The 18746-nt window shown below is 69.5% G+C and carries 17 protein-coding genes and 3 pseudogenes; 9 read left to right on the forward strand and 11 right to left on the reverse strand.

Annotated features, from left to right (window positions below):
* Positions 1-130: 130 nt before the first annotated feature.
* The gene (gene hemB, locus ACFQ4O_RS00585) at positions 131-1177 is read right to left on the reverse strand and encodes a porphobilinogen synthase (protein WP_378773642.1); all 1047 of its coding nucleotides are present in this window, start codon (positions 1175-1177) and stop codon (positions 131-133) included.
* Between the two features lie 255 nt (positions 1178-1432).
* Between hemB and ACFQ4O_RS00590 the strand changes: the two genes are divergently transcribed.
* A complete protein-coding gene (locus ACFQ4O_RS00590; RefSeq protein ID WP_378773644.1) occupies positions 1433-1861 on the forward strand; it encodes a DUF6163 family protein in 429 nt (142 codons plus the stop codon).
* Between the two features lie 290 nt (positions 1862-2151).
* The gene (gene ldtR / locus ACFQ4O_RS00595) at positions 2152-2664 is read left to right on the forward strand and encodes a transcriptional regulator LdtR (RefSeq protein WP_378773645.1); all 513 of its coding nucleotides are present in this window, start codon (positions 2152-2154) and stop codon (positions 2662-2664) included.
* A gap of 464 nt (positions 2665-3128) precedes the next feature.
* On the opposite strand, the pseudogene ACFQ4O_RS00600 reads toward ldtR, so the two are convergent.
* From ACFQ4O_RS00600 to mtgA, 7 genes and pseudogenes are all read right to left on the reverse strand, one after another.
* A pseudogene (locus ACFQ4O_RS00600) lies at positions 3129-3527 on the reverse strand (DUF2118 domain-containing protein); the annotation flags it as partial.
* A 152-nt stretch (positions 3528-3679) separates the two neighbouring features.
* Positions 3680-5147 (reverse strand): annotated as a pseudogene (locus ACFQ4O_RS00605) (acetyl-CoA carboxylase biotin carboxylase subunit); the annotation flags it as partial.
* A 118-nt stretch (positions 5148-5265) separates the two neighbouring features.
* Complete coding sequence (locus ACFQ4O_RS00610; protein ID WP_378773646.1) at positions 5266-5682, reverse strand: hypothetical protein; 417 nt, start codon at positions 5680-5682, stop codon at positions 5266-5268.
* A gap of 152 nt (positions 5683-5834) precedes the next feature.
* Entirely contained in the window at positions 5835-7625 is a 1791-nt protein-coding gene (locus tag ACFQ4O_RS00615) for a hypothetical protein (protein WP_378773648.1), read from the reverse strand.
* Positions 7626-7663: 38 nt separating this feature from the next.
* Entirely contained in the window at positions 7664-8263 is a 600-nt protein-coding gene (locus ACFQ4O_RS00620; protein WP_378773649.1) for a peptidoglycan-binding protein, read from the reverse strand.
* 268 nt (positions 8264-8531) lie between these two features.
* Positions 8532-8714 (reverse strand): 50S ribosomal protein L32, encoded by a 183-nt coding sequence (gene rpmF / locus ACFQ4O_RS00625; protein WP_020186752.1) that lies wholly within the window; start codon positions 8712-8714, stop codon positions 8532-8534.
* Positions 8715-8848: 134 nt separating this feature from the next.
* A complete protein-coding gene (gene mtgA / locus ACFQ4O_RS00630; protein ID WP_378773736.1) occupies positions 8849-9559 on the reverse strand; it encodes a monofunctional biosynthetic peptidoglycan transglycosylase in 711 nt (236 codons plus the stop codon).
* Between the two features lie 143 nt (positions 9560-9702).
* On the opposite strand from mtgA, the gene ACFQ4O_RS00635 reads away from it, so the two are divergent.
* Positions 9703-10632: a polyprenyl synthetase family protein gene (locus ACFQ4O_RS00635; protein WP_378773650.1), complete on the forward strand. Its 930-nt coding sequence runs from the start codon at positions 9703-9705 to the stop codon at positions 10630-10632.
* Between the two features lie 147 nt (positions 10633-10779).
* Positions 10780-11832 (forward strand): DUF2218 domain-containing protein, encoded by a 1053-nt coding sequence (locus ACFQ4O_RS00640; protein ID WP_378773651.1) that lies wholly within the window; start codon positions 10780-10782, stop codon positions 11830-11832.
* Between the two features lie 449 nt (positions 11833-12281).
* On the opposite strand, the gene ACFQ4O_RS00645 is transcribed toward ACFQ4O_RS00640, so the two are convergent.
* Together ACFQ4O_RS00645 and ACFQ4O_RS00650 are read right to left on the reverse strand one after the other, a co-directional pair.
* The gene (locus ACFQ4O_RS00645) at positions 12282-14090 is read right to left on the reverse strand and encodes an ABC transporter ATP-binding protein (RefSeq protein ID WP_378773652.1); all 1809 of its coding nucleotides are present in this window, start codon (positions 14088-14090) and stop codon (positions 12282-12284) included.
* Positions 14091-14477: 387 nt separating this feature from the next.
* The gene (locus ACFQ4O_RS00650; RefSeq protein WP_378773653.1) at positions 14478-14660 is read right to left on the reverse strand and encodes a YdcH family protein; all 183 of its coding nucleotides are present in this window, start codon (positions 14658-14660) and stop codon (positions 14478-14480) included.
* A 184-nt stretch (positions 14661-14844) separates the two neighbouring features.
* On the opposite strand from ACFQ4O_RS00650, the gene ACFQ4O_RS00655 reads away from it, so the two are divergent.
* The 5 genes and pseudogenes from ACFQ4O_RS00655 (at position 14845) to ACFQ4O_RS00675 (ending at position 18266) form a co-directional block, all read left to right on the forward strand.
* Positions 14845-15069 (forward strand): YdcH family protein, encoded by a 225-nt coding sequence (locus ACFQ4O_RS00655; protein WP_378773654.1) that lies wholly within the window; start codon positions 14845-14847, stop codon positions 15067-15069.
* 129 nt (positions 15070-15198) lie between these two features.
* Positions 15199-15708: a 5-(carboxyamino)imidazole ribonucleotide mutase gene (gene purE, locus ACFQ4O_RS00660; protein WP_378773655.1), complete on the forward strand. Its 510-nt coding sequence runs from the start codon at positions 15199-15201 to the stop codon at positions 15706-15708.
* Between the two features lie 2 nt (positions 15709-15710).
* Positions 15711-16787, forward strand: coding sequence for a 5-(carboxyamino)imidazole ribonucleotide synthase (locus tag ACFQ4O_RS00665; RefSeq protein WP_378773657.1), 1077 nt, complete (start codon positions 15711-15713; stop codon positions 16785-16787).
* A gap of 179 nt (positions 16788-16966) precedes the next feature.
* Positions 16967-17185, forward strand: a pseudogene (gene rpsU / locus ACFQ4O_RS00670) (30S ribosomal protein S21); the annotation flags it as partial.
* A gap of 220 nt (positions 17186-17405) precedes the next feature.
* The gene (locus ACFQ4O_RS00675; RefSeq protein ID WP_378773659.1) at positions 17406-18266 is read left to right on the forward strand and encodes a tetratricopeptide repeat protein; all 861 of its coding nucleotides are present in this window, start codon (positions 17406-17408) and stop codon (positions 18264-18266) included.
* Between the two features lie 164 nt (positions 18267-18430).
* Here the strand turns inward: ACFQ4O_RS00675 and ACFQ4O_RS00680 are convergent, their stop codons facing one another.
* The gene (locus ACFQ4O_RS00680) at positions 18431-18694 is read right to left on the reverse strand and encodes a hypothetical protein (protein ID WP_378773661.1); all 264 of its coding nucleotides are present in this window, start codon (positions 18692-18694) and stop codon (positions 18431-18433) included.
* Positions 18695-18746 lie beyond the last annotated feature (52 nt).

Consider the following 18746-nt stretch of genomic DNA (forward strand, 5'->3'; position numbering starts at 1 on the left):
CCAAAAGCTTGACCGCAAACACGGAAGATACCCGCGCGAAGGCGCGGGCATGACGAAGAGGGCGAAGGCGCGGGCATGACGGCGTGGGAGGGCTTCCCGCACCGCGCTTACGCCTAGGCGGCCGACGGATTTAGAGCCCCTTGAGGCGGCGCGCCACCGTGGGCGCGAAGTAGGTGAGCACGCCGTCGGCGCCGGCGCGCTTGAAGGCCAGCAGGCTTTCGAGCATGGCCGCCTCGCCGTCGATCCAGCCGTTGCGGGCGGCGGCCTGGATCATCGCGTACTCGCCGGACACCTGGTAGGCGAAGGTCGGCAGCCGGAACCGCTCCTTCAGCCGCCACACCACGTCGAGATAGGGCAGGCCCGGCTTCACCATCAGCATGTCGGCGCCCTCGATCACGTCGAGCTCCGCCTCGCGCAGCGCCTCGTCGCCGTTGGCCGGGTCCATCTGGTAGGTGCGCTTGTCGCCCACCAGCGTCTTGCGCGTGCCGATGGCGTCGCGGAACGGGCCGTAGAACGCAGAGGCGTATTTCGCCGCATAGGACATGATCTGAACGTCCGAGCGCCCCTCGGCGTCCAGCGCCTGCCGGATGGCGCCCACGCGGCCGTCCATCATGTCGGAGGGCGCGATCACGTCGGCGCCCGCCTCCGCCTGGGTCAGCGCCTGGCGCGCGAGCACGGCGACGGTGGCGTCGTTCAGCACCCGCTCGCCGTCGAGCAGCCCGTCATGGCCGTGGCTGGTGTAGGGATCGAGCGCGACATCGGTCACGAGGCCGATGGTCGGGACCGCGCGCTTGATGGCCCGCAGCGCCCGGCAGGTGAGGTTCTCAGGGTTCAGCGCCTCGGAGCCGAGCGGATCCCGGAGGTCCGGCTCGGTGTAGGGAAACAGCGCCAGCGCCGGGATGCCGAGACCGGCCGCCTCCTCCGCCGCCCGGACCGCCTCGTCCACCGACAGGCGCTCCACCCCCGGCATGGCCGCCACCGGCTCGCGCCGGTTCTCGCCCTCGATCAGGAAGATCGGCCAGATCAGGTCGTCGACCGTGACCGCGGTCTCGCGCGTCAGCCGGCGGGACCAGTCGGCGGCGCGGCGCCGGCGCGGGCGGCGGGTGAGCGCGAGCGCGCCGTCCTCCAGCCGCACGTCCAGCCCGCGCTCGCGCAGTTTTCCGATCGTCTCGTGCATGTCCGGCGCCTTCTTCCCGTTTCGCCCGTCTTGCGGCGCGGGCGGCAGCTGTCCTGCCGCCCCTATAGCACCTCCGCCCGGCGCCGGAGAGAGCCGCAGGGCATGCGAGGGCCATGAATTCGTCATGGGACGATCGAAGGGGCCCGCCGGTTTGCGCTTCGCGCGCGAACGGGCGACAAGCGGACGGCCCGCCCGACAGGAACCGCCCATGCCCCCACGGACGACCGCCCCCGCCCGCCTCCGGACCCGCCCGGCGTGAGCGATCCGGACGACCTCGCCCCGATCGCCCTGCGCGACAACCGCCTGCGGGGCGACCGCTTCACGCGGCCCTGGACATGGCGGCTGACGCGGTTCCTGCGCGTGCTCGCGGTGCTGGAGCTGGCGAAGGGGCTCTATCACTGGGCGCTGCTGCTCGGGCTCGGGCCGACGCCGTTTCCGGACGGGCCGCTGCTGCAGCGCATCGGCGCGGTGTTCTTCGCGGTCGCCGATCCGGTGGCCGCCGTCGGCCTGTGGCTGGGCGCCGCCTGGGGCGTGGTGATCTGGCTCTGCGCCGCCTCCGCCCAGCTCATGTTCTCCGCCCTCTCGCCCCACGGGGCGCTGAACATCGGCGTCACGCCGGTCTGGGCGCTCGCCATGGCGGCCTATCTGGCGCTGTCGCTCAAGGCCAAGCGCGAGGACGGCTGAGCGCCCTCCCCGCGCCGCCCGAGCCATCCCGCCCCTCCGCTTACAGTCGTTTTACGATGAACGGGAGGTGAATTCGGTTTTCATCAGGACAAATGAACATCGATTTACGCAGTCAAGCGTAACCACTCGTTGACGAAGCCCAGCAACCTTTCATTGAGCCTGAAAACTAAATAGAATTTTCAGCACGTCACTTAAACGCATTTTCATCACCCCCGACCTACTTTCCAGATCAAGGAACGCGAGACAGGACGACGTTCCAAGATCAAATGGCATACGGGAAGGCGTCAGACATGAAGAACGTTGCGCGCAGCACGGACAAGCCCGCCGCCGATCCTCGCCAGGTCGAGGTCCGCCCGCTTTATCTCGAGGCGCTGACGCTGGTGGAGCGGCTGCACCGCCGCCTGCTCGACGTCATCAAGGACGAGTTCGACCGCCGCGGCCGTTCCGACATCAACAGCGTGCAGGCGCTGCTGCTGTACAACATCGGCGACAGCGAGCTGACCGCCGGCGAGCTGCGCACCCGCGGCTACTATCTCGGCTCCAACGTCTCGTACAATCTGAAGAAGCTGGTGGAGATGGGCTTCCTGCACCACCAGCGCTCCCGCATGGACCGCCGCTCGGTGCGCATCAGCCTGACCGAGCAGGGCCGCGAGATCCACAACATCGTGGAGGAGCTTTACGCCAAGCACATCCGCACCATCGAGCAGGTGGGCGGCGTGAACGCGGAGGACTTCCGCACCCTGAACGTGGCGCTGGTCCGCCTCGAGCGCTTCTGGACCGACCAGATCCGCTTCCGCCTCTGACGGCGGGCCAAGGCCCAGAACTTCTCATCCTGTCGAAACAGACGAAGGGCGCGACCGCTACGGCCGCGCCCTTCGTCGTTTCAAAATGTGTCTGGGACGTTCAACCGACCGTCATGCCCGCGCCTTCGCGCGGGTATCCACGACTTCAGGCCGCTCGCAGTCCGAAGTCGTGGATGCCCGAGGCAAGCTCGGGCATGACGGACGTGCATAGAACGCTTTCCCGGACGTCCCCGAGGCCTCACGACCCGCGCGACCGTGCCCTTCGTCGTTTTAGCACCGGCATTGTCCGTCTATCGCCTCGTCATGCCCGCGCCTTCGCGCGGGTATCCACGACTTCGGGCCGCTCGCAGTCCGCAGTCGTGGATGCCCGATGACCAAGCTCGGGCATGACGGCGAGCGTGTGGCGCGCGCTTCGACGACGTCCCCGCGGCCTCACGACCCAGGGACGCGTCGCCGGCCGTCGCTCACTCGAATTCGAGGATGATCGCGTCCACCGCCAGGCTGTCGCCGGGCTTGGCGTTGATCTTGGAGACCACGCCGTCGCGCTCGGCGCGCAGCACGTTCTCCATCTTCATGGCCTCGACCACGGCCAGCGTCTCGCCGGCCTTGACCTCCTGGCCCTCCTCCACCGCGATCGACACCACGAGGCCGGGCATCGGGCAGAGCAGCTGCTTCGAGGTGTCCGCAACCGCCCGCTCGGGCATCATGGCGAGCAGTTCGGCGATGCGGGCGCCGTGGATGCGGGCCCGCACCGAGACGCCGCGATGGGCGAGGTCCCAGCCCGCCGGCGGATGCTTGCGCACCTGCACCGACACCGGGCGGCCGTCGATCTCGCCGCGCCACACCGGCTCGCCGGGACGCCAGTCGGTGCTGACGCGCAGCGTCGCGGCCTCCGCGCCGTCCTAGCCCAGCACGCGCACCGAAACGGCGTCGCCGTCGGCGCGGGTCTCGGCGCGGGTCGGCTGGCCGTCCAGCAGGATGGTGCGCAGCAGCTCCTTGGTGGCCGCGCCCCGGCGCAGCTGGTGCGAAATGGCGCGGCGACGCTCCATGGTGAGCCAGTCGATCTGGGCCGCGACCGCCACCAGCGTGCGCGCCACCTCGCCGTCAGGCTTCGCCGGCGCGAAGCCGTCCGGGAACTCCTCGGAGATGAAGCCGGTGGAGAGCCGGCCCTCCTGCCAGCGCGGATGCTCCATCAGCGCGGTGAGGAACGGGATGTTGTGCTGGATGCCGTCGATGGCGAAGGCGTCCAGCGCCTCGCCCTGCGCGCGGATGGCGGCGAGCCGGTCCGGCGCGTGGGTGATGAGCTTCGCGATCATCGGATCGTAGTGCAGCGAGATCTCGCCGCCCTCGGTGACGCCGGTGTCGTTGCGCACCGTGACGCCGCCTTCCGTCTTCTCCACCGGCGGACGATAGGTCTGCAGGCGGCCGATGGACGGCAGGAAGTTGCGGTACGGGTCTTCGGCGTAGATGCGGCTTTCCACCGCCCAGCCGGTGAGCGTCACGTCGTCCTGGGTGATCGACAGCTTCTCGCCGGCGGCGACGCGGATCATCTGCTCCACGAGGTCGATGCCGGTGACGAGCTCCGTGACCGGGTGCTCCACCTGCAGGCGGGTGTTCATCTCGAGGAAGTAGAACGACTTGTCCTGCCCGGCGACGAACTCCACCGTGCCAGCGGAATCGTAGCCCACGGCTTTCGCCAGCGCGACCGACTGCTCGCCCATGGCGCGGCGGGTGGCCTCGTCCAGCAGCGGGGACGGAGCCTCTTCCACCACCTTCTGGTTGCGGCGCTGGATCGAGCACTCGCGCTCGCCGAGATAGACCACGTTGCCGTGCTTGTCGCCCAGCACCTGAATTTCGATGTGGCGCGGGTTGACGATGAACTTCTCGATGAAGACGCGGTCGTCGCCGAAGGAGGACTTGGCCTCGGACTTCGACGCCCGGAAGCCTTCCGCCACGTCCTTCGCGGAATAGGCGATGCGCATGCCCTTGCCGCCGCCGCCGGCGGAGGCCTTGATCATGACGGGGAAGCCGATCTCCTCGGCCACCTTCACCGCGTCCTCGGGCGTCTCGATCACGCCGAGATTGCCGGGAACGGTGGAGACGTTGGCCGCGGCCGCCGCCTTCTTCGATTCGATCTTGTCGCCCATGGCCTCGATCGCCCTGGGGTTCGGGCCGATGAAGACGATGCCCTCCGCCGCCAGCGCCTCGGCGAAGGCGGCGCGCTCGGACAGGAAGCCGTAGCCCGGATGCACCGCCTCGGCGCCGGTCTGCTTGCAGGCGGCGATGATCTTCTCGATCACCAGATAGGACTGAGCGGCCGGCGCGGGGCCGATGTGCACGGCCTCGTCCGCCATCTCCACATGCAGCGCGTCCTTGTCGGCGTCCGAATAGACGGCGACCGTCGCGATCCCCATGCGTCGGGCGGTCTTAATGACGCGACAGACGATCTCGCCGCGGTTGGCGATGAGAATTTTCTTGAACATCGAGGGAGGGCTCCCGAAACCGCAGGGGCGTGAACTCACGAACGCTTTTAGGCGCCGCAGCGCAGCGCGTCCATTAAACCGAAGGACGACGACCGCGACGAGAGCCCTCCCCCTCCCGTCAGGCGGAAGCCCCGCCCGCGCCCCGGTCCGCCGCCGTCTTCACCGCCGCGAGAATGGCGGCGCGGGCCTCGGGCAGGCGGGCCAGCGCCTTCTCCCGCAGCGCCGCATCGGTCTGCTTCAGCTTGCGCACCGCGCGGACGTTGTTGGCCTTGGCGAAGTCCACCGTCTCCCGCACGATCGCCGCCGCGTCCTCCGCCCCCACCGGCGCCCCCTCCAACGCGCGTCGGGCGATGATCGCCTTCAGCCCGTTCTCGATCGTCCGGTACAGGCTGAGCGCCAGATCCCTGTCTCGGGCAGCGTTGAGCGCCTCCAGCGCGCGGGCCGCCAAGAACGCGAACATGGCGGCGCCGAAGACGACGACGGATTCGATGAAATGCGGGCGCAACCCCCGCCAGATGTCGTTGAGCAGGTCCATGGGACGCCGCCTTTCCAAAGGGTCTGAAACCATGAAGCCGATGGCCGAACGCGCCTTGCGCGCCCCGCGCTGTGGCCCGTCAAAAAATCTCTCCCCGACCCGTGCGGGTCGGGGAGAGACAGGCCCGCGCGGGACGACCGCGCGGGCGCCCATCACAGCAGGGTCGGCGTCGGCAGATAGTTCTTCAGCGTCGGCGTGAAGCCGCCCTTGGTGATCGTCACCCCTGCGACGTCCGTGGAGAAGAAGGAGGCGTCGCAGGTGATCTTGTGCGTGATCGAACTGTCCAGCGCGCAGCTGTGGAACTCCATCGAGCCCGCGGGCGACCCCGCCAGCGCGTTGGAGCGGAAGCTCAACGGATTGGCGTCTCCGGCGCCCACGAACCATCGACAGCCGATGAACCGGACCCGATCGCTCGTGGTGAAGTCTCGGTTCGAGCCCGCGGCGCCCGTGTAACGCCAGACGCAATTGACATAATCGATGCGCTGCGGCTGGTGTCCGCTCAGCGAAATGTCGTTTGCAGGCCGGTCGATATACTCGTGATTGAGAACAGTCGCGTCCTTGATGTTGCCAAGTCGAACGCCGCCCTTGCAGTTGACGATACGAACGCCCGTGATGGGCGCTCTTGTAATGTCAGCCACGTCGGAATTGCCGGTCACGGATGTGAAGACCACCCCGTCCGCATGCCCGTTGGAGCACTCCCGCACCACGATGTTGTGCATCGCCTGATTGCGCGAACCGTGCTCATGGCTCACATCGACGAGCTTTCCCGGACAGTCCATCCGGATGTCGTGAACCACGATGTCGGAGCCGATGACGTCGACGAGCGAACTGGTGCTGACCGTCACGCCCGAAATCGGACCGATGTCGCCGCGCCGCGCGCCGATCGCCTTGAGCATGGACGCCCACGTCGCCTGAGAGCCCGTGCCGACGACGTTGGTGTCGTCATACGCCTGATAGTGAAAGCTCTCGGTCCCGGCGCCGATGAAGATCGGCTCGCGCTTGCTGCTCGGACCAAAGGACAGGATGTCGACGCTGACGTCGCGGCAGGCGGTGAAGGCGACCATGAACGAGCGGGCGTTGATCCCCGCCTTCTCGTCCAACGACAGCGGGGCGCGATCCACCTCGAGCTCGGCCTGGATGGCGTCGTAGACAGACTGCTCATAGTAGCCAGGGCCCGGATCGCCATCGATCCTGCTCTGGAACGTCACGCTTTTGCAGCCGTCGAACCACAGGACCGGCCGACGCTCCTGCCAGTTCGTCGCGGAGAAGAACCCGGCGGACGAGCCGCCGAATCCGCTTCCGGTCCGCAGTTGCCCCTGTCCGATCCACCGGATCTTGGAGCAGGACGCGTCGAAGGTGACGCCATAAGGCAGCCGCGTGGCGTTCCCGTTCGCTCCGGTCACCGTCCGGCCGTTGTCCCTCAGGATCGCGCCCGGCTCCCACTCGATCACACAGTCCACCACGTTGGAGAACGTGATCGGCGCCGTGACGAGATAGGTTCCCGGTTTGATGCGGAGCCGGGCGCCCGAGACCACCTTCGCGGGATCCCAGGCGATACGCTGCACGCTGTTCGTGGCGAGCGCGGCGACGGCTGCGAGCGTGGTCGCGGTCCCGCCGGTCGGCGTGACGGCGAGCAGGGAGCCATCGCCGTTCGTGTTGAGCTTGGCCGCCAGAGCGGCGGCCTGCGCCGTCGAAACCGGCTTGCCGGCGTCCGAGGTGTTGTCGACGGCGCCGAGGCCGAGATTGGCGCGGGACGTGGCGGCGCTGTCCACGTCGGACAGATTGTTGCCGCGCAGCAGCGGATCGGAGGGACTGGGCATGATCCGTTTCCATAACAGTGAGGACGTGACATGAGCCGCCGCATCAGAGCGTCGGCCCGGTGACTTCGCCGCACGTTTGGGCAGGCTCGGACGCGCGATCGACGCGCATGCGGGCTTGGACAAAACGGCGGTGAAAGCTCAGGGGCGCCGGTGAGGCGTGGTCAGCCCGGGTAGCGGGCCCAGGGCAGCTGGAAGTGGGGGCCGTCGCGGAAGCTCGGCCAGTCGCCGCCCCATTCGATCGGGACCGCCTCGTCCTGGGCCGCCTGCTTCATGGCCGCGGCGAGGCGCTCGTAGAGCGGCCAGTCCCAGCGGATCGCGCCGCCGACCTTGGCGGCCAGATCGACCGCATGGGCCACGTTGGCCCCGCCGCCGGGAATGTGCCGGGAGCGCAGCGTCTGGCTCGCGCCGGCCGCCACCAGCTTTCGCTGGCGGGCGAGCGTCCGGGCGCCCTCCGTCACCGCGAAGGCGACGCCGGCGAGCGCCGCCGCGCGGCGGACGACCCGCGCCAGATCGGGATGGACGCCGACGAGGTTGCGCTCGGAACGCGCGTCGAGCGTGGGGCTTGGAGTGTGAAAAGCGTCGGCGGCCTCGGCGGCGAGCGCGGCGCGGGTCTTCGGCCCGACCACCCCATCCACGACGAGACCGCGCGCGCCCTGAAACACGCGGAGCGCGGTCTCGGTGCGCGGCCCGGACCGCCCGTCGAGCGGGCCGGGATCGAACCCATGCGCCTTCAGCCGCCGCTGGATCTCAAGCGTCGTCATCACACCCGCCTCCTCGCCCGCCCGTCGCGGGAAACCGCGAAGCGCGACGACGAACTCATATTCCTGAACACAGGCAGGATGACAGGCTTTAGAACCCATATCAAGGATAAAATTCCTTGTATGGACGTTATCGGCATGCGTCCGAAAAACGAAAGGGCGTGAACGACGACGGGCCGGCCCTCGAAAGGACCGGCCCGTCGTCGTTCACGCCCTGATGGGACGCTGTGTCTCTGTGATGATCCGCGGCCGCCTCAGGCGACCGGGCGGATCACGCCTCCTTCGGCGTCAGGATCTGGCGGCCGCGATACATGCCGGTCTTCAGATCGACATGGTGCGGACGGCGCAGCTCGCCGGAGTCCTTGTCCTCGACATAGGTCGGGGCCTTGAGCGCGTCGGCCGAACGGCGGTGGCCGCGCTTCATCGGGGAGGTCTTTCGCTTCGGAACGGCCATGTCAAAACTCCGTCGGATCGGGCCGCAGCGCTCACGCGCGCGCAAAAGGGTTTGGGAGAACGTCGCCGCCCTCCATCAAGCGCGGGCTTATAGAGGCATCGCCCCGAAAAAGCCAGCGCAATTCGGGAACGGCGTCATCCGGCGAGGCAGCCGGTGAGACTCCCGGCCCCGCGCATGCGCCGCAGGATGACGCCCGCATGGGCCGCGGCGCGGCGGCTGGGCTTGCGGGCGTCGCGCGTCACCGGATTCGGCAGCGCCGCCGCCATCACCGCCGACTCGCGCGCCGACAGCGTCCCGGCCCCCTTGCGGAACGCGCGGCGCGCGCCGGCCTCGGCGCCGAACACGCCGTCCGGCCCCCATTCGGCGATGTTGAGATAGACCTCCATGATCCGCCGCTTGGACCAGACCAGCTCGATCCAGTGCGCGAGCGCGATCTCCAGCGGCTTGCGCAGGTGCGGCGCGCCCTGCCAGAGGAACAGGTTCTTCGCCACCTGCATGGTGATGGTGGAGGCGCCCCGGGCCGGGCCGTTCTCCCCGCCCTGGTCCAGCACCAGCCGCACCGCCCCCCAGTCCACGCCGTGGTGCCGGCAGAACAGCGCGTCTTCGGAGACGATCACGGCGCGCGGCAGCTGCGGCGAGATCTGGTCGAGCGGAACCCAGGTCCGGACGACGGGTTGCAGCGTGAGCCAGCGCGTCAGCATCAGGGTGGAGGGCGGCGGAACGACGGCGTAGACCACCGTCAGCGCGAGCGGCGCGGCGACCAGCGCCGCGAGCAGCCACAGCAGCGCGCGCGCAAGGCCGAAGCGGCCCGCGCGCGACGACGGCCCGCCGAAGGAAGACGACATGGGCGCGTCCGCTGTCTCGGTCACGGCCGGCACCTTAGCAGAGGCTTCGCGGCGAACGCCACGCGGCCGGAGCCCGATGACGCCGACTTGACGGGCGCGAGCGCCTCGGGCACGGCCAGCGTGTCCCGTCAGGAGACCAGAGCATGGACGCGCCCTCCCTCGAAGCCCGGCTGTCGGCCGTGGCCGCCGCCGTCGAAACCGCGCTGGACGGCGTGCTCGGCGGCGAGCCCGGCCCCGGCGAGATCGCCCGCCCCGCCCGGCTGCTGGACGCCATGCGCTACGCCATGCTCGGCGGCGGCAAGCGCCTGCGCCCGGCGCTGGCGGTGATGACCGGCGCGCTGCTCGGGGTGGATCCGGTGCGCGCGCTGCGCGCCGGCCTCGCGGTGGAGTGCGTCCACGGCTACAGCCTCATCCACGACGACCTGCCCTCCATGGACGACGACGACCTGCGCCGGGGGCGGCCGACGACGCACCGCGCCTTCGACGAGGCGACCGCCATCCTCGCCGGCGACGCGCTGCTGACGCTCGCCTTCGACCTTCTCGCCGACGCCGCCACCCACCCGGACGCCGCCGTCCGCATCGCGCTGGTGGCGACGCTAGCCCGCGCGGCCGGGCTCGGCGGCATGGTCGGCGGCCAGATGCTGGACCTCGCCGCCGAAGGCCGCTTCTCCGACGGCGACCGGCGCCCGCAGGATGAGGACGCGGTGCTGCGCATGCAGTCTATGAAGACCGGCGCCCTGATCGCGGCCCCGATCGCCATGGCGGCGGAGCTTGCCGGCGCCACGCCTTCCGAGCGCGCGGCGCTCAGCGCCTACGCCACGGCGCTCGGCGCGGCGTTTCAGGTGGCGGACGATCTGCTCGACGCCGAAGGCTCGGAGGCCGCGGTCGGCAAGGCCACCGGCAAGGACGCCGAAGCCGGCAAGGCGACGCTGGTGGCGCTGCTCGGGCCGGACGGGGCGCGGGCGCGGCTCGCGCCGCTGGTGGAGGCCGCCGTCGAGGCGCTGGAGCCGTTCGGGCCCCGCGCCGAGGAGCTGCAGGCGGCCGCGCGCTTCGTCGCCAGGCGCAGCAGCTAAAGGCGTGAGACCAGACCATGCGCGTCGCATCAAAACGTTGAAATCATTATAAATACGATCTGGCGCATCGCTCTTGACGGCGCCGCGTCTTATCGGCGAAGCCACCGGCGTTCAGCGGCGGCCGGCGCCGCCCTGCGGAGACGCGCCATGGGCCGACTGGTCGCCGAAGCCGAGTTCGAACTGGCCGATCCCGTGGCGGTGCTCGATCCCCTGTGCGACCACCTGCTGGAGCACGGCGCCGAGGTGCGACGGGACGCGGACCGGTGGGACGTCACGCTGTCGATCGGTTGGGTCCAGCTGCGCCGCGCCGGCCGCGCGACCATCGCCCGGCTCGAAGCCGACAATCTGGAGAACCTCTATCTCCTCAAGATGAGCGCGACGTCGCATCTGGAGGAGTTCGCCGAGGGCGAGAAGGTCGACATTGTCTGGCGCGGCGACGGCGTGGAGATCGACACCCCGCCGAACTACCGGCGGCTGACGGTGGTCTCCGCCATCGACCTCACGCCCCACATGCGCCGCCTGACGCTGACCGGCCCCGACATCGACCGCTTCATGACGGACGCGTCGTTCCACGTGCGCCTCGTGATCCCGCAGGGCGGGAGCGCGCCGACGCCGCGGGTGGGGCCGGACGGCAAGATCGTCTGGCCCGAGGACCGGCCGAAGCCGGCGCTCCGGGTCTACACCATCCGCCGCTACGACCGGGCCGCCCGCACGCTCGAGGTGGACGCGGTCGTCCATGCCGATCCGGGGCCGGGCGGCGCCTGGGCGGTCTCGGCCGCGCTCGGCGACCTGATCGGCGTGGTGGGCCCCGGCGGCGGCGGCATGCCGCCCGCGAACGACTGGCTGCTGCTGGCGGGCGACGAGACCGCGCTGCCCGCCATCGGACGCATGCTGGAAAACCTGCCCCCCAATGCGCGCGGCGAGGCGCTGCTGGAGATCGACGACGACGGCGAACGCCAGACGCTCGCAAGCCCCGAAGGAATCACGATCCGCTGGCTCAGCCGCGCCGCCGGCGCCCCGACGCTGACGGAGGCCGTCCGCGCCGCCGCGATTCCGGCCGACGCGGCGAGCCCTTACGTCTGGGCCGCCTCCGAATCCGCGACCGCTCAGACGCTGCGCGAGCATCTGCGCGGCGAACGGGGCCTGCCGAAAGACCGCCAGCACGTGGTCGCCTACTGGCGCCGCGGCCGCACCGACTGAAGCGCGGAGCCGCCAGGAGCGGGCCCGTAAGCCGGCCCTATGGCCCGGTCACGACCAACAGAACGCCACGCCCCCTTCCTTGTCCCGGCCTTGAGCCGGGACCCAGAACCGCTGAGCTTTCCGATCGAGATGCGACGGCCGGAGCGCTTGATTCTCCCACGTTGACGTTTCTGGTTCCCGGCTCAAGGCCGGGACAAGAGAAGGGAGCGACCTTCGCCGCCGCTCGACTGTTTTGAGCTCACAAGCCGTGGACGCCCAACCGCCACGCTCGCCGCGCCCCCTTCCTTGTCCCGGCCTTGAGCCGGGACCCAGAACCGCTGAGCTTCCCGATTGAGACGCGCCGGCCGGAGCGCTCGATTCTCGGAACGTTGACGTTTCTGGGTCCCGGCTCGGAGGCCGGGACAAGAGAAGTGGGCGGCCCTTTCAGCCGCCCACTTAAGCGCCCCCCCTCACACCGGGATGACCTCCGCCTCGCGGACGGCTTCGCCGGCCTGCCGCTCGAACAGGCGGCGATAGGCGCCGCCGTCGCGCGCCACCAGATCGTTATGGGCGCCCTGCTCGATGATGCGCCCGCGGTCGAACACCAGGATGCGGTCCATGGCGCGCACGGTGGACAGGCGGTGCGCCACGACGATGGTGGTGCGACCGACCATCAGCCGCTCGATGGCCTCCTGGATCGCGGCCTCCGATTCCGAATCAAGGCTCGATGTCGCCTCGTCCAGGATCAGGATCGGCGCGTCCGCCAGAAAGGCGCGGGCGATGGCGACGCGCTGGCGCTCGCCGCCGGAGAGCTTCACGCCGCGCTCACCCACCAGCGTGGCGTAGCCCTTGGGCAGCGCCAGGATGAAGTCGTGCGCGTTGGCGAGCCGCGCCGCCTGCTCGATCTCGGCCATGGTCGCATCGGGCCGGGCGTAGGCGATGTTCTCCGCGAGCGAGCGGTGGAACAGCGTGGGCTCCTGCGGCACGATCGCGATCCGGGACCGGAGGCTCGCCTGCGCCGCCCCGCTCACGTCCTGCCCGTCGATGGTGATGCGGCCGCCGGTGGCGTCGTAGAGCCGCTGCACCAGCTTGATGAAGGTGGTCTTGCCCGATCCGGAGCGGCCGACGAGACCCACCCGCTCGCCCGCGTCGATCACCACCGACAGGTCGCGGTAGAGCGGCGTCGGGTGGGCGGCGTAGTGGAACGTCACGTTCTCGAAGGCGATGCGGCCACGCTCGACCGTGATCGCGCCTGCGCCCGGACGGTCCTCGACGCCGATCGGCACGTCGTGCAGTTCGACCAGCTCCTGCAGGTCGTTCACCGCCCGCTGCAGGTCGGCCACATGCATCCCCACGTCCCGCAGGTACCCGTGGATGACGGCGAACATGGTGAGCACGAAGGCGGTGTCGCCGGCGGTCGCCCGCCCCTCCCACCACAGCCACACGCCGACGCCGAGCGTCGCCGCGCGCAGCAGCATCAGCACCAGATTCTGGATGATGCCATTCCAGGTGCCGCGCCTCCACATGCGGGTGGTGCGCCGGCTCCATTTGCCGAGCGTCCAGCCGAGCCGGCGATCCTCGCGCGCCTCCGCGCCGAAGGCCTTCACCACGGCGTTGCAGGTCACGGCGTCCGCCATCACGCCGCCGAGCCGGGTGTCCCAGGCGTTGGACAGCTGCGCCGCCGGAGCGACCCAGAACAGCGAGATGCTGACGGTCAGGGCGATGTAGAGCGCCGATCCGACGAAGGTGACGAGCCCCATGATCGGCCAGTGCGCGCCGAGCACGGCGGTCGCCCCCACCAGCACCAGCAGCGACGGCATCAGCGCGATCAGCGCCAGATCGTCGAACTGGTCGATGGCCCACATGCCGCGGGACACCTTGCGCACGGTCGAGCCGGCGAAGCTGTTGGCGTGCCAGTCGGTGGAGAGCCGCTGCACCCGCGCGAAGGCCTCGGCGGAGGCTTCGCGCATGATGATCTGCGTCATGGGAATCACGGTCATGAAGGCGACGCCGCGGAACACGGCGATCGCCCCCGACAGCGCCACGATTACGCCGAAGGCCCAGAGCGCGGCGTGGAGCGCCGCATCCCGCTCGGCGGCCGCGAGGGCGTCGATCAGCCGGCCGGCGAACAGCGGAATGGCGAGGTCGGCGACGGTCGCGAGCGCGATCGCGCCAGCGACCGTCGCGACGCGCGCCGGCTGGCGGGCCCAGTGCGACAGGACGAAGCGGACGACCTTCGCGAACGGAGCGTCGCGAAACGAAACGGTGCGGAAGGACATGTCGGTTTCCGGCCGCGCAACGGCGGTCCGGCCCCAAAAGCATGGTCAGAAACAGCGCGGCGGCGCAAAGCCGCAGTTCGCCGTTCGGGACGGCGCGCGCATGAACAGTCTGGAAAGAACGGCTGTCGCGCGGCGGTCCGCGTGAAAAGCGGGCCTAGCGGCGCGCGGAACCGGAGGGCGTGGTCGCGACGGTCAGCGTCATGCGTGTCCCTCCATGTCCTTGGGGTGAGCCGGGAGATACGTAGTTAAACGGAGGACGCCGCCCAAGCAAGCGCCGGGACGCGCTTTTGAAGACGTCGAGATCAAAAAGCCACAGTAGAAATAGAAACGCCGCCGACCTGTCGGCCGACGGCGCAAGATCGCCCTCAAAGAGGATCGGTCGTCTGATCAGTGCACGGTGTGGCCGGGTTTGGCCAGTCGCACGATCTCATCCTTGATCTGCAATTTCTTGCGCTTGAGCGACGACAGCTTCACGTCGTCGGTGTTTGCGTGAGCGAGCTCGAGCTCGATCTCGCGCTCTATCGCTTTGTGCTTCTTCTCCAGTTCCACAAGATGCGACTCGATGGACATAAAGCACGTCTCCCTCGTCTGATCTCGACGTCATCAGCATGTCACGAGTTCCCCGGCCTGTCGAATGGTCTTGAGCGTCATTTTTGGATCACAGTGACGCGAGTCGGGGGGCCACTTGCCCGCGCGCCGGCCGGCGGCGATACTCCGCGGCCTTGGGCGACGGGTGGCGTTTGGACGGGCGGGCATGGCGATACAGGACAACGACGCGCGGGCCGACGAACAGGCCGCGCAGGACGAACTCGCCAGGCTGAAGGAAGAGCACCGCGATCTCGACACCGCCATCGAGGCGCTGGAGCGCCTAGGCGCCGGCGACCGGCTGCAGATCCAGCGGCTGAAGAAGCGCAAGCTCGGCCTGAAAGACCGCATGTCCTATCTGGAAGACCAGCTCACCCCCGACATCATCGCCTGAACCGGCGCCGCGCGGGCGAACGCCCGCTGTTTGCGACCGATGGCGCAGGCCGCGTCGGCTTGCGCCGGACGGCCCCGGCGCCTATCGTTCGGCCTCTTGATCCCACCCCAGCTTGATGCAGGAGACACGATGGTCGCGGAACGCCGCGCCGAGCCGGCGCCCGTCGCCATCGTCATGGGCAGCCAGTCGGACTGGAGCACCATGACGCACGCCGCAGAGACGCTGACCAAGCTCGGCGTCGCCCATGAGGCGCGCATCGTCTCGGCCCATCGCACGCCGGACCGGCTGGTGGCCTTCGCAAAGGCCGCGCGCGACGACGGGTTCAAGGTGGTGATCGCCGGCGCCGGCGGCGCCGCGCACCTGCCGGGCATGGTCGCCTCCATGACGCCGCTGCCCGTGTTCGGCGTGCCGGTGCAATCCCAGGCCCTGTCCGGCCTCGACAGCCTGCTGTCGATCGTGCAGATGCCCGCCGGCGTGCCGGTGGGCACGCTCGCCATCGGCCGCGCCGGGGCGGTGAACGCCGCGCTGCTCGCGGCCTCCGTTCTGGCGCTCAACGATCCGGCGCTCGCCGGACGCCTCGACGACTGGCGCGCGGCGCAGACCGGATCCGTGGCCGAGGCCCCCTCAGGAGACCTGTGACGATGACGACGCCCCTCGCCCCCGGCGCCACCATCGGCATTCTCGGCGGCGGCCAGCTCGGCCGCATGATCGCCCTCGCCGCGGCGCCGCTCGGCCTGCGCGTCCACGTCTACGCTCCGGACGCCGACAGCCCCGCCTTCGACGTGGCGGCCGAGCGCACCCTCGCGGCCTATGACGACGAGGCGGCGCTGGCGCTGTTCGCCGAGTCGGTCGACGTGGTGACCTACGAGTTCGAGAACGTGCCGGCGGCGACCGCCCGGCTGATCTCCGCCCATCGGCCGCTGTTTCCGGACGCCCGCGCCCTGTCGGTGACGCAGGACCGGCTGACCGAGAAGGCCTTCGTGCGCGACCTCGGCCTGCCGACGCCGGCCTTCGCGCCGGTGGACGACCGCGCCAGCATGGCCGCCGCCGTCGGCGCCATCGGCCGCCCCTCGGTGCTGAAGACCCGCCGATTCGGCTACGACGGCAAGGGCCAGGTTCTGGTGCGCGAAGGGCTCGGGCTCGACCAGGCGCTCGCCATGATGAACGGCCAGCCGGCGATTCTCGAAGCCTTCGTGCCGTTCCGGGCCGAGGTGTCGGTGGTGGCCGCGCGCGGTCGCGACGGCGCCTTCGCCGCCTACGACGTGGTGGAGAACCGGCACGAGAATCACATCCTGCGATCCTCGCACGTGCCCGCCGACATCCGGCCCGAGACAGCGGCCTCCGCGATCGCGATCGCGCGCAAGATCGCCGACGCCTTCCAGTATGTGGGCGTGTTCGCGGTCGAGATGTTCCTCGTCGCCGGGCCGACCGGCGAGAAGGTGGTGGTGAACGAGATCGCGCCCCGGGTGCACAACTCCGGCCACTGGACCATCGAGGGCGCGCAGACGAGCCAGTTCGAGCAGCATGTGCGCGCCATCGCCGGCTGGCCGCTGGGCTCCACCGCCACGCGCGGGCGGGTGGAGATGACCAATCTGCTGGGCGCCGAGGCCAACCGCTGGCGCGATCTGCTGGCGGAGCCGGGCGCGGCCGTCCACCTCTATGGCAAAGGCGAGCCCAAGCCCGGCCGCAAGATGGGCCACGTCACCCGCGTGCGCTGATCCCCTCGGGCGCGGCCGCCTTATCGGCCGGGCGCCCGTGGACAAGGGCCGCCCGCTCTGGTAAACGCTGCCCCACGATGGCGGCGCGCGCAGTCCAGCGGGCGACCGGCTTTTTTGTTTTCAGCCGACGTCTTCGGGCGACGGTCCGCCCAGAGATAAACGCAAATCGAGGCGTTCACGTGCAGGTTCTCGTTCGCGACAACAATGTCGACCAGGCCCTCAAGGCTCTTAAGAAGAAGATGCAGCGCGAAGGCATCTTCCGCGAAATGAAGCTCCGCGGGCACTACGAGAAGCCGTCCGAGAAGAAGGCGCGCGAGAAGGCCGAGGCCGTCCGCCGCGCCCGCAAGCTGGCCCGCAAGCGCGCCCAGCGCGAGGGTCTGCTTCCCATGAAGAAGAAGTGATTCGCTGATCGCGATTCGTCTTCGGCGGCGCGCCTCGCGCGTCGCTCGCACAGGTTGATACGAGGCGCCCGCGGGGACACACCGGCGGGCGTTTTTGTGCGTTGGGGGGCGGCTGCGCGGCGTCAAGCCATGGCCGCGCTTTTCCCGACCGCAATCTCGCCGCAATCCGCCTGTGTCTGACAACCTTTCGGCGGGCGGCGGCAGGATGGTGGGACCCATGCGGAATTCGGTTGTTCAGACTCGCGTTTCGTTCGGCGCGCTCGCGGCGATGGTCGCGCTGGCGCTCGCCGGCTGCGAATCCGTCAACCCGTCCGCCGCCACGCTGGAGCCCGAGGCCTATGCGGCCCGCCAGTCGGATCTGGGCTCGCTGACCCAGGTGGTGGAGGCCAATCCCGGCGACGCCGAGGCGTGGAACATGCGCGGCTCCGCTTACGCCCGGCTCGGCCAGTACGACAAGGCCGTCGGCGACTTCAGCCAGGCGATCCGCATCAACGCCGGCATGGCCAAAGCCTACGCCAACCGCGCGCTGGCCTACCGCTCCATGAACCGTTCCGGCGAGGCGCTGGCGGACTACAACCGCGCCATCGAGGTCGATCCGTCCTACAGCTCCGCCTATGTGGGCCGCGGCAACCTCTATCGCGGACAGGGCCAGGTGGATCTGGCGCTGGGCGATTTCGACCGCGCCATCCAGCTCGACCGCAACAACGCCCAGGCCTGGCACAATCGCGGCCTGATCCATCAGGCGCAGGGGCGGCACGACGAGGCCATCGACGACTTCACCAAGTCGACCGCGATCGCGGTGACCGCGCCGGAGCCCTATGTGGGGCGCGGCATGAGCTATCTGGCCCAGAACGACCCGGAAGCGGCGCTGGACGACTTCGACACCGCGCGCACGCTGAACCCGCGATACATCGACGTCTGGATCGGCCGCGGCCTCGTGTTCGAGCGCAAGAACGAGCTGATGAAGGCCCGCGCCTCCTTCGCGCAGGCGATGCAGATCAACCGCAACGACACCCGCGCCAGCGAAGGCTTCAAGCGCGTGGGCGGCAAGCCGGGCGCGGTCTACAGCGAGGGCTGACCGGCCCGCTCAACCGGGTCGCGGGCCTCCGCGATTCGAATGCGAAAGCGTCTGGCGCGTTGAAAGTCATGGATACCCGCGCGAACGCGCGGGCATGACGTGGGGGATGCGAAGCGCCACCAGCTATTCCCGAGCGGGCATGAACCGTCAGCGTAAAAACCGCCTCAACCGTCATGCCCGAGCTTGTCTCGGGCATCCACGATTTGAACGTCGATGTTTGCGCCCGCGTAAAATCGTGGATACCCGCGCGAAGGCGCGGGCATGACGTGTGGGAGGCGAAACGCTTCAGTTGTTCCCGAGCAGGCGTGAACCGTCAGCGTAAAAACCGCCTCAACCGTCATGCCCGAGCTTGTCTCGGGCATCCACGATTTGAACGTCGACGTTTGCGCCCGCGTAAAATCGTGGATGCCCGAGACAAGCTCGGGCATGACGGCGACTTACGCCTTGCGTCCCGCGACGTCCGGACACGCCCCAGGGCCC

Source organism: Methylopila musalis, from assembly GCF_042679725.1.
Classification (GTDB): Bacteria; Pseudomonadota; Alphaproteobacteria; order Rhizobiales; family Methylopilaceae; genus Methylopila; species Methylopila musalis.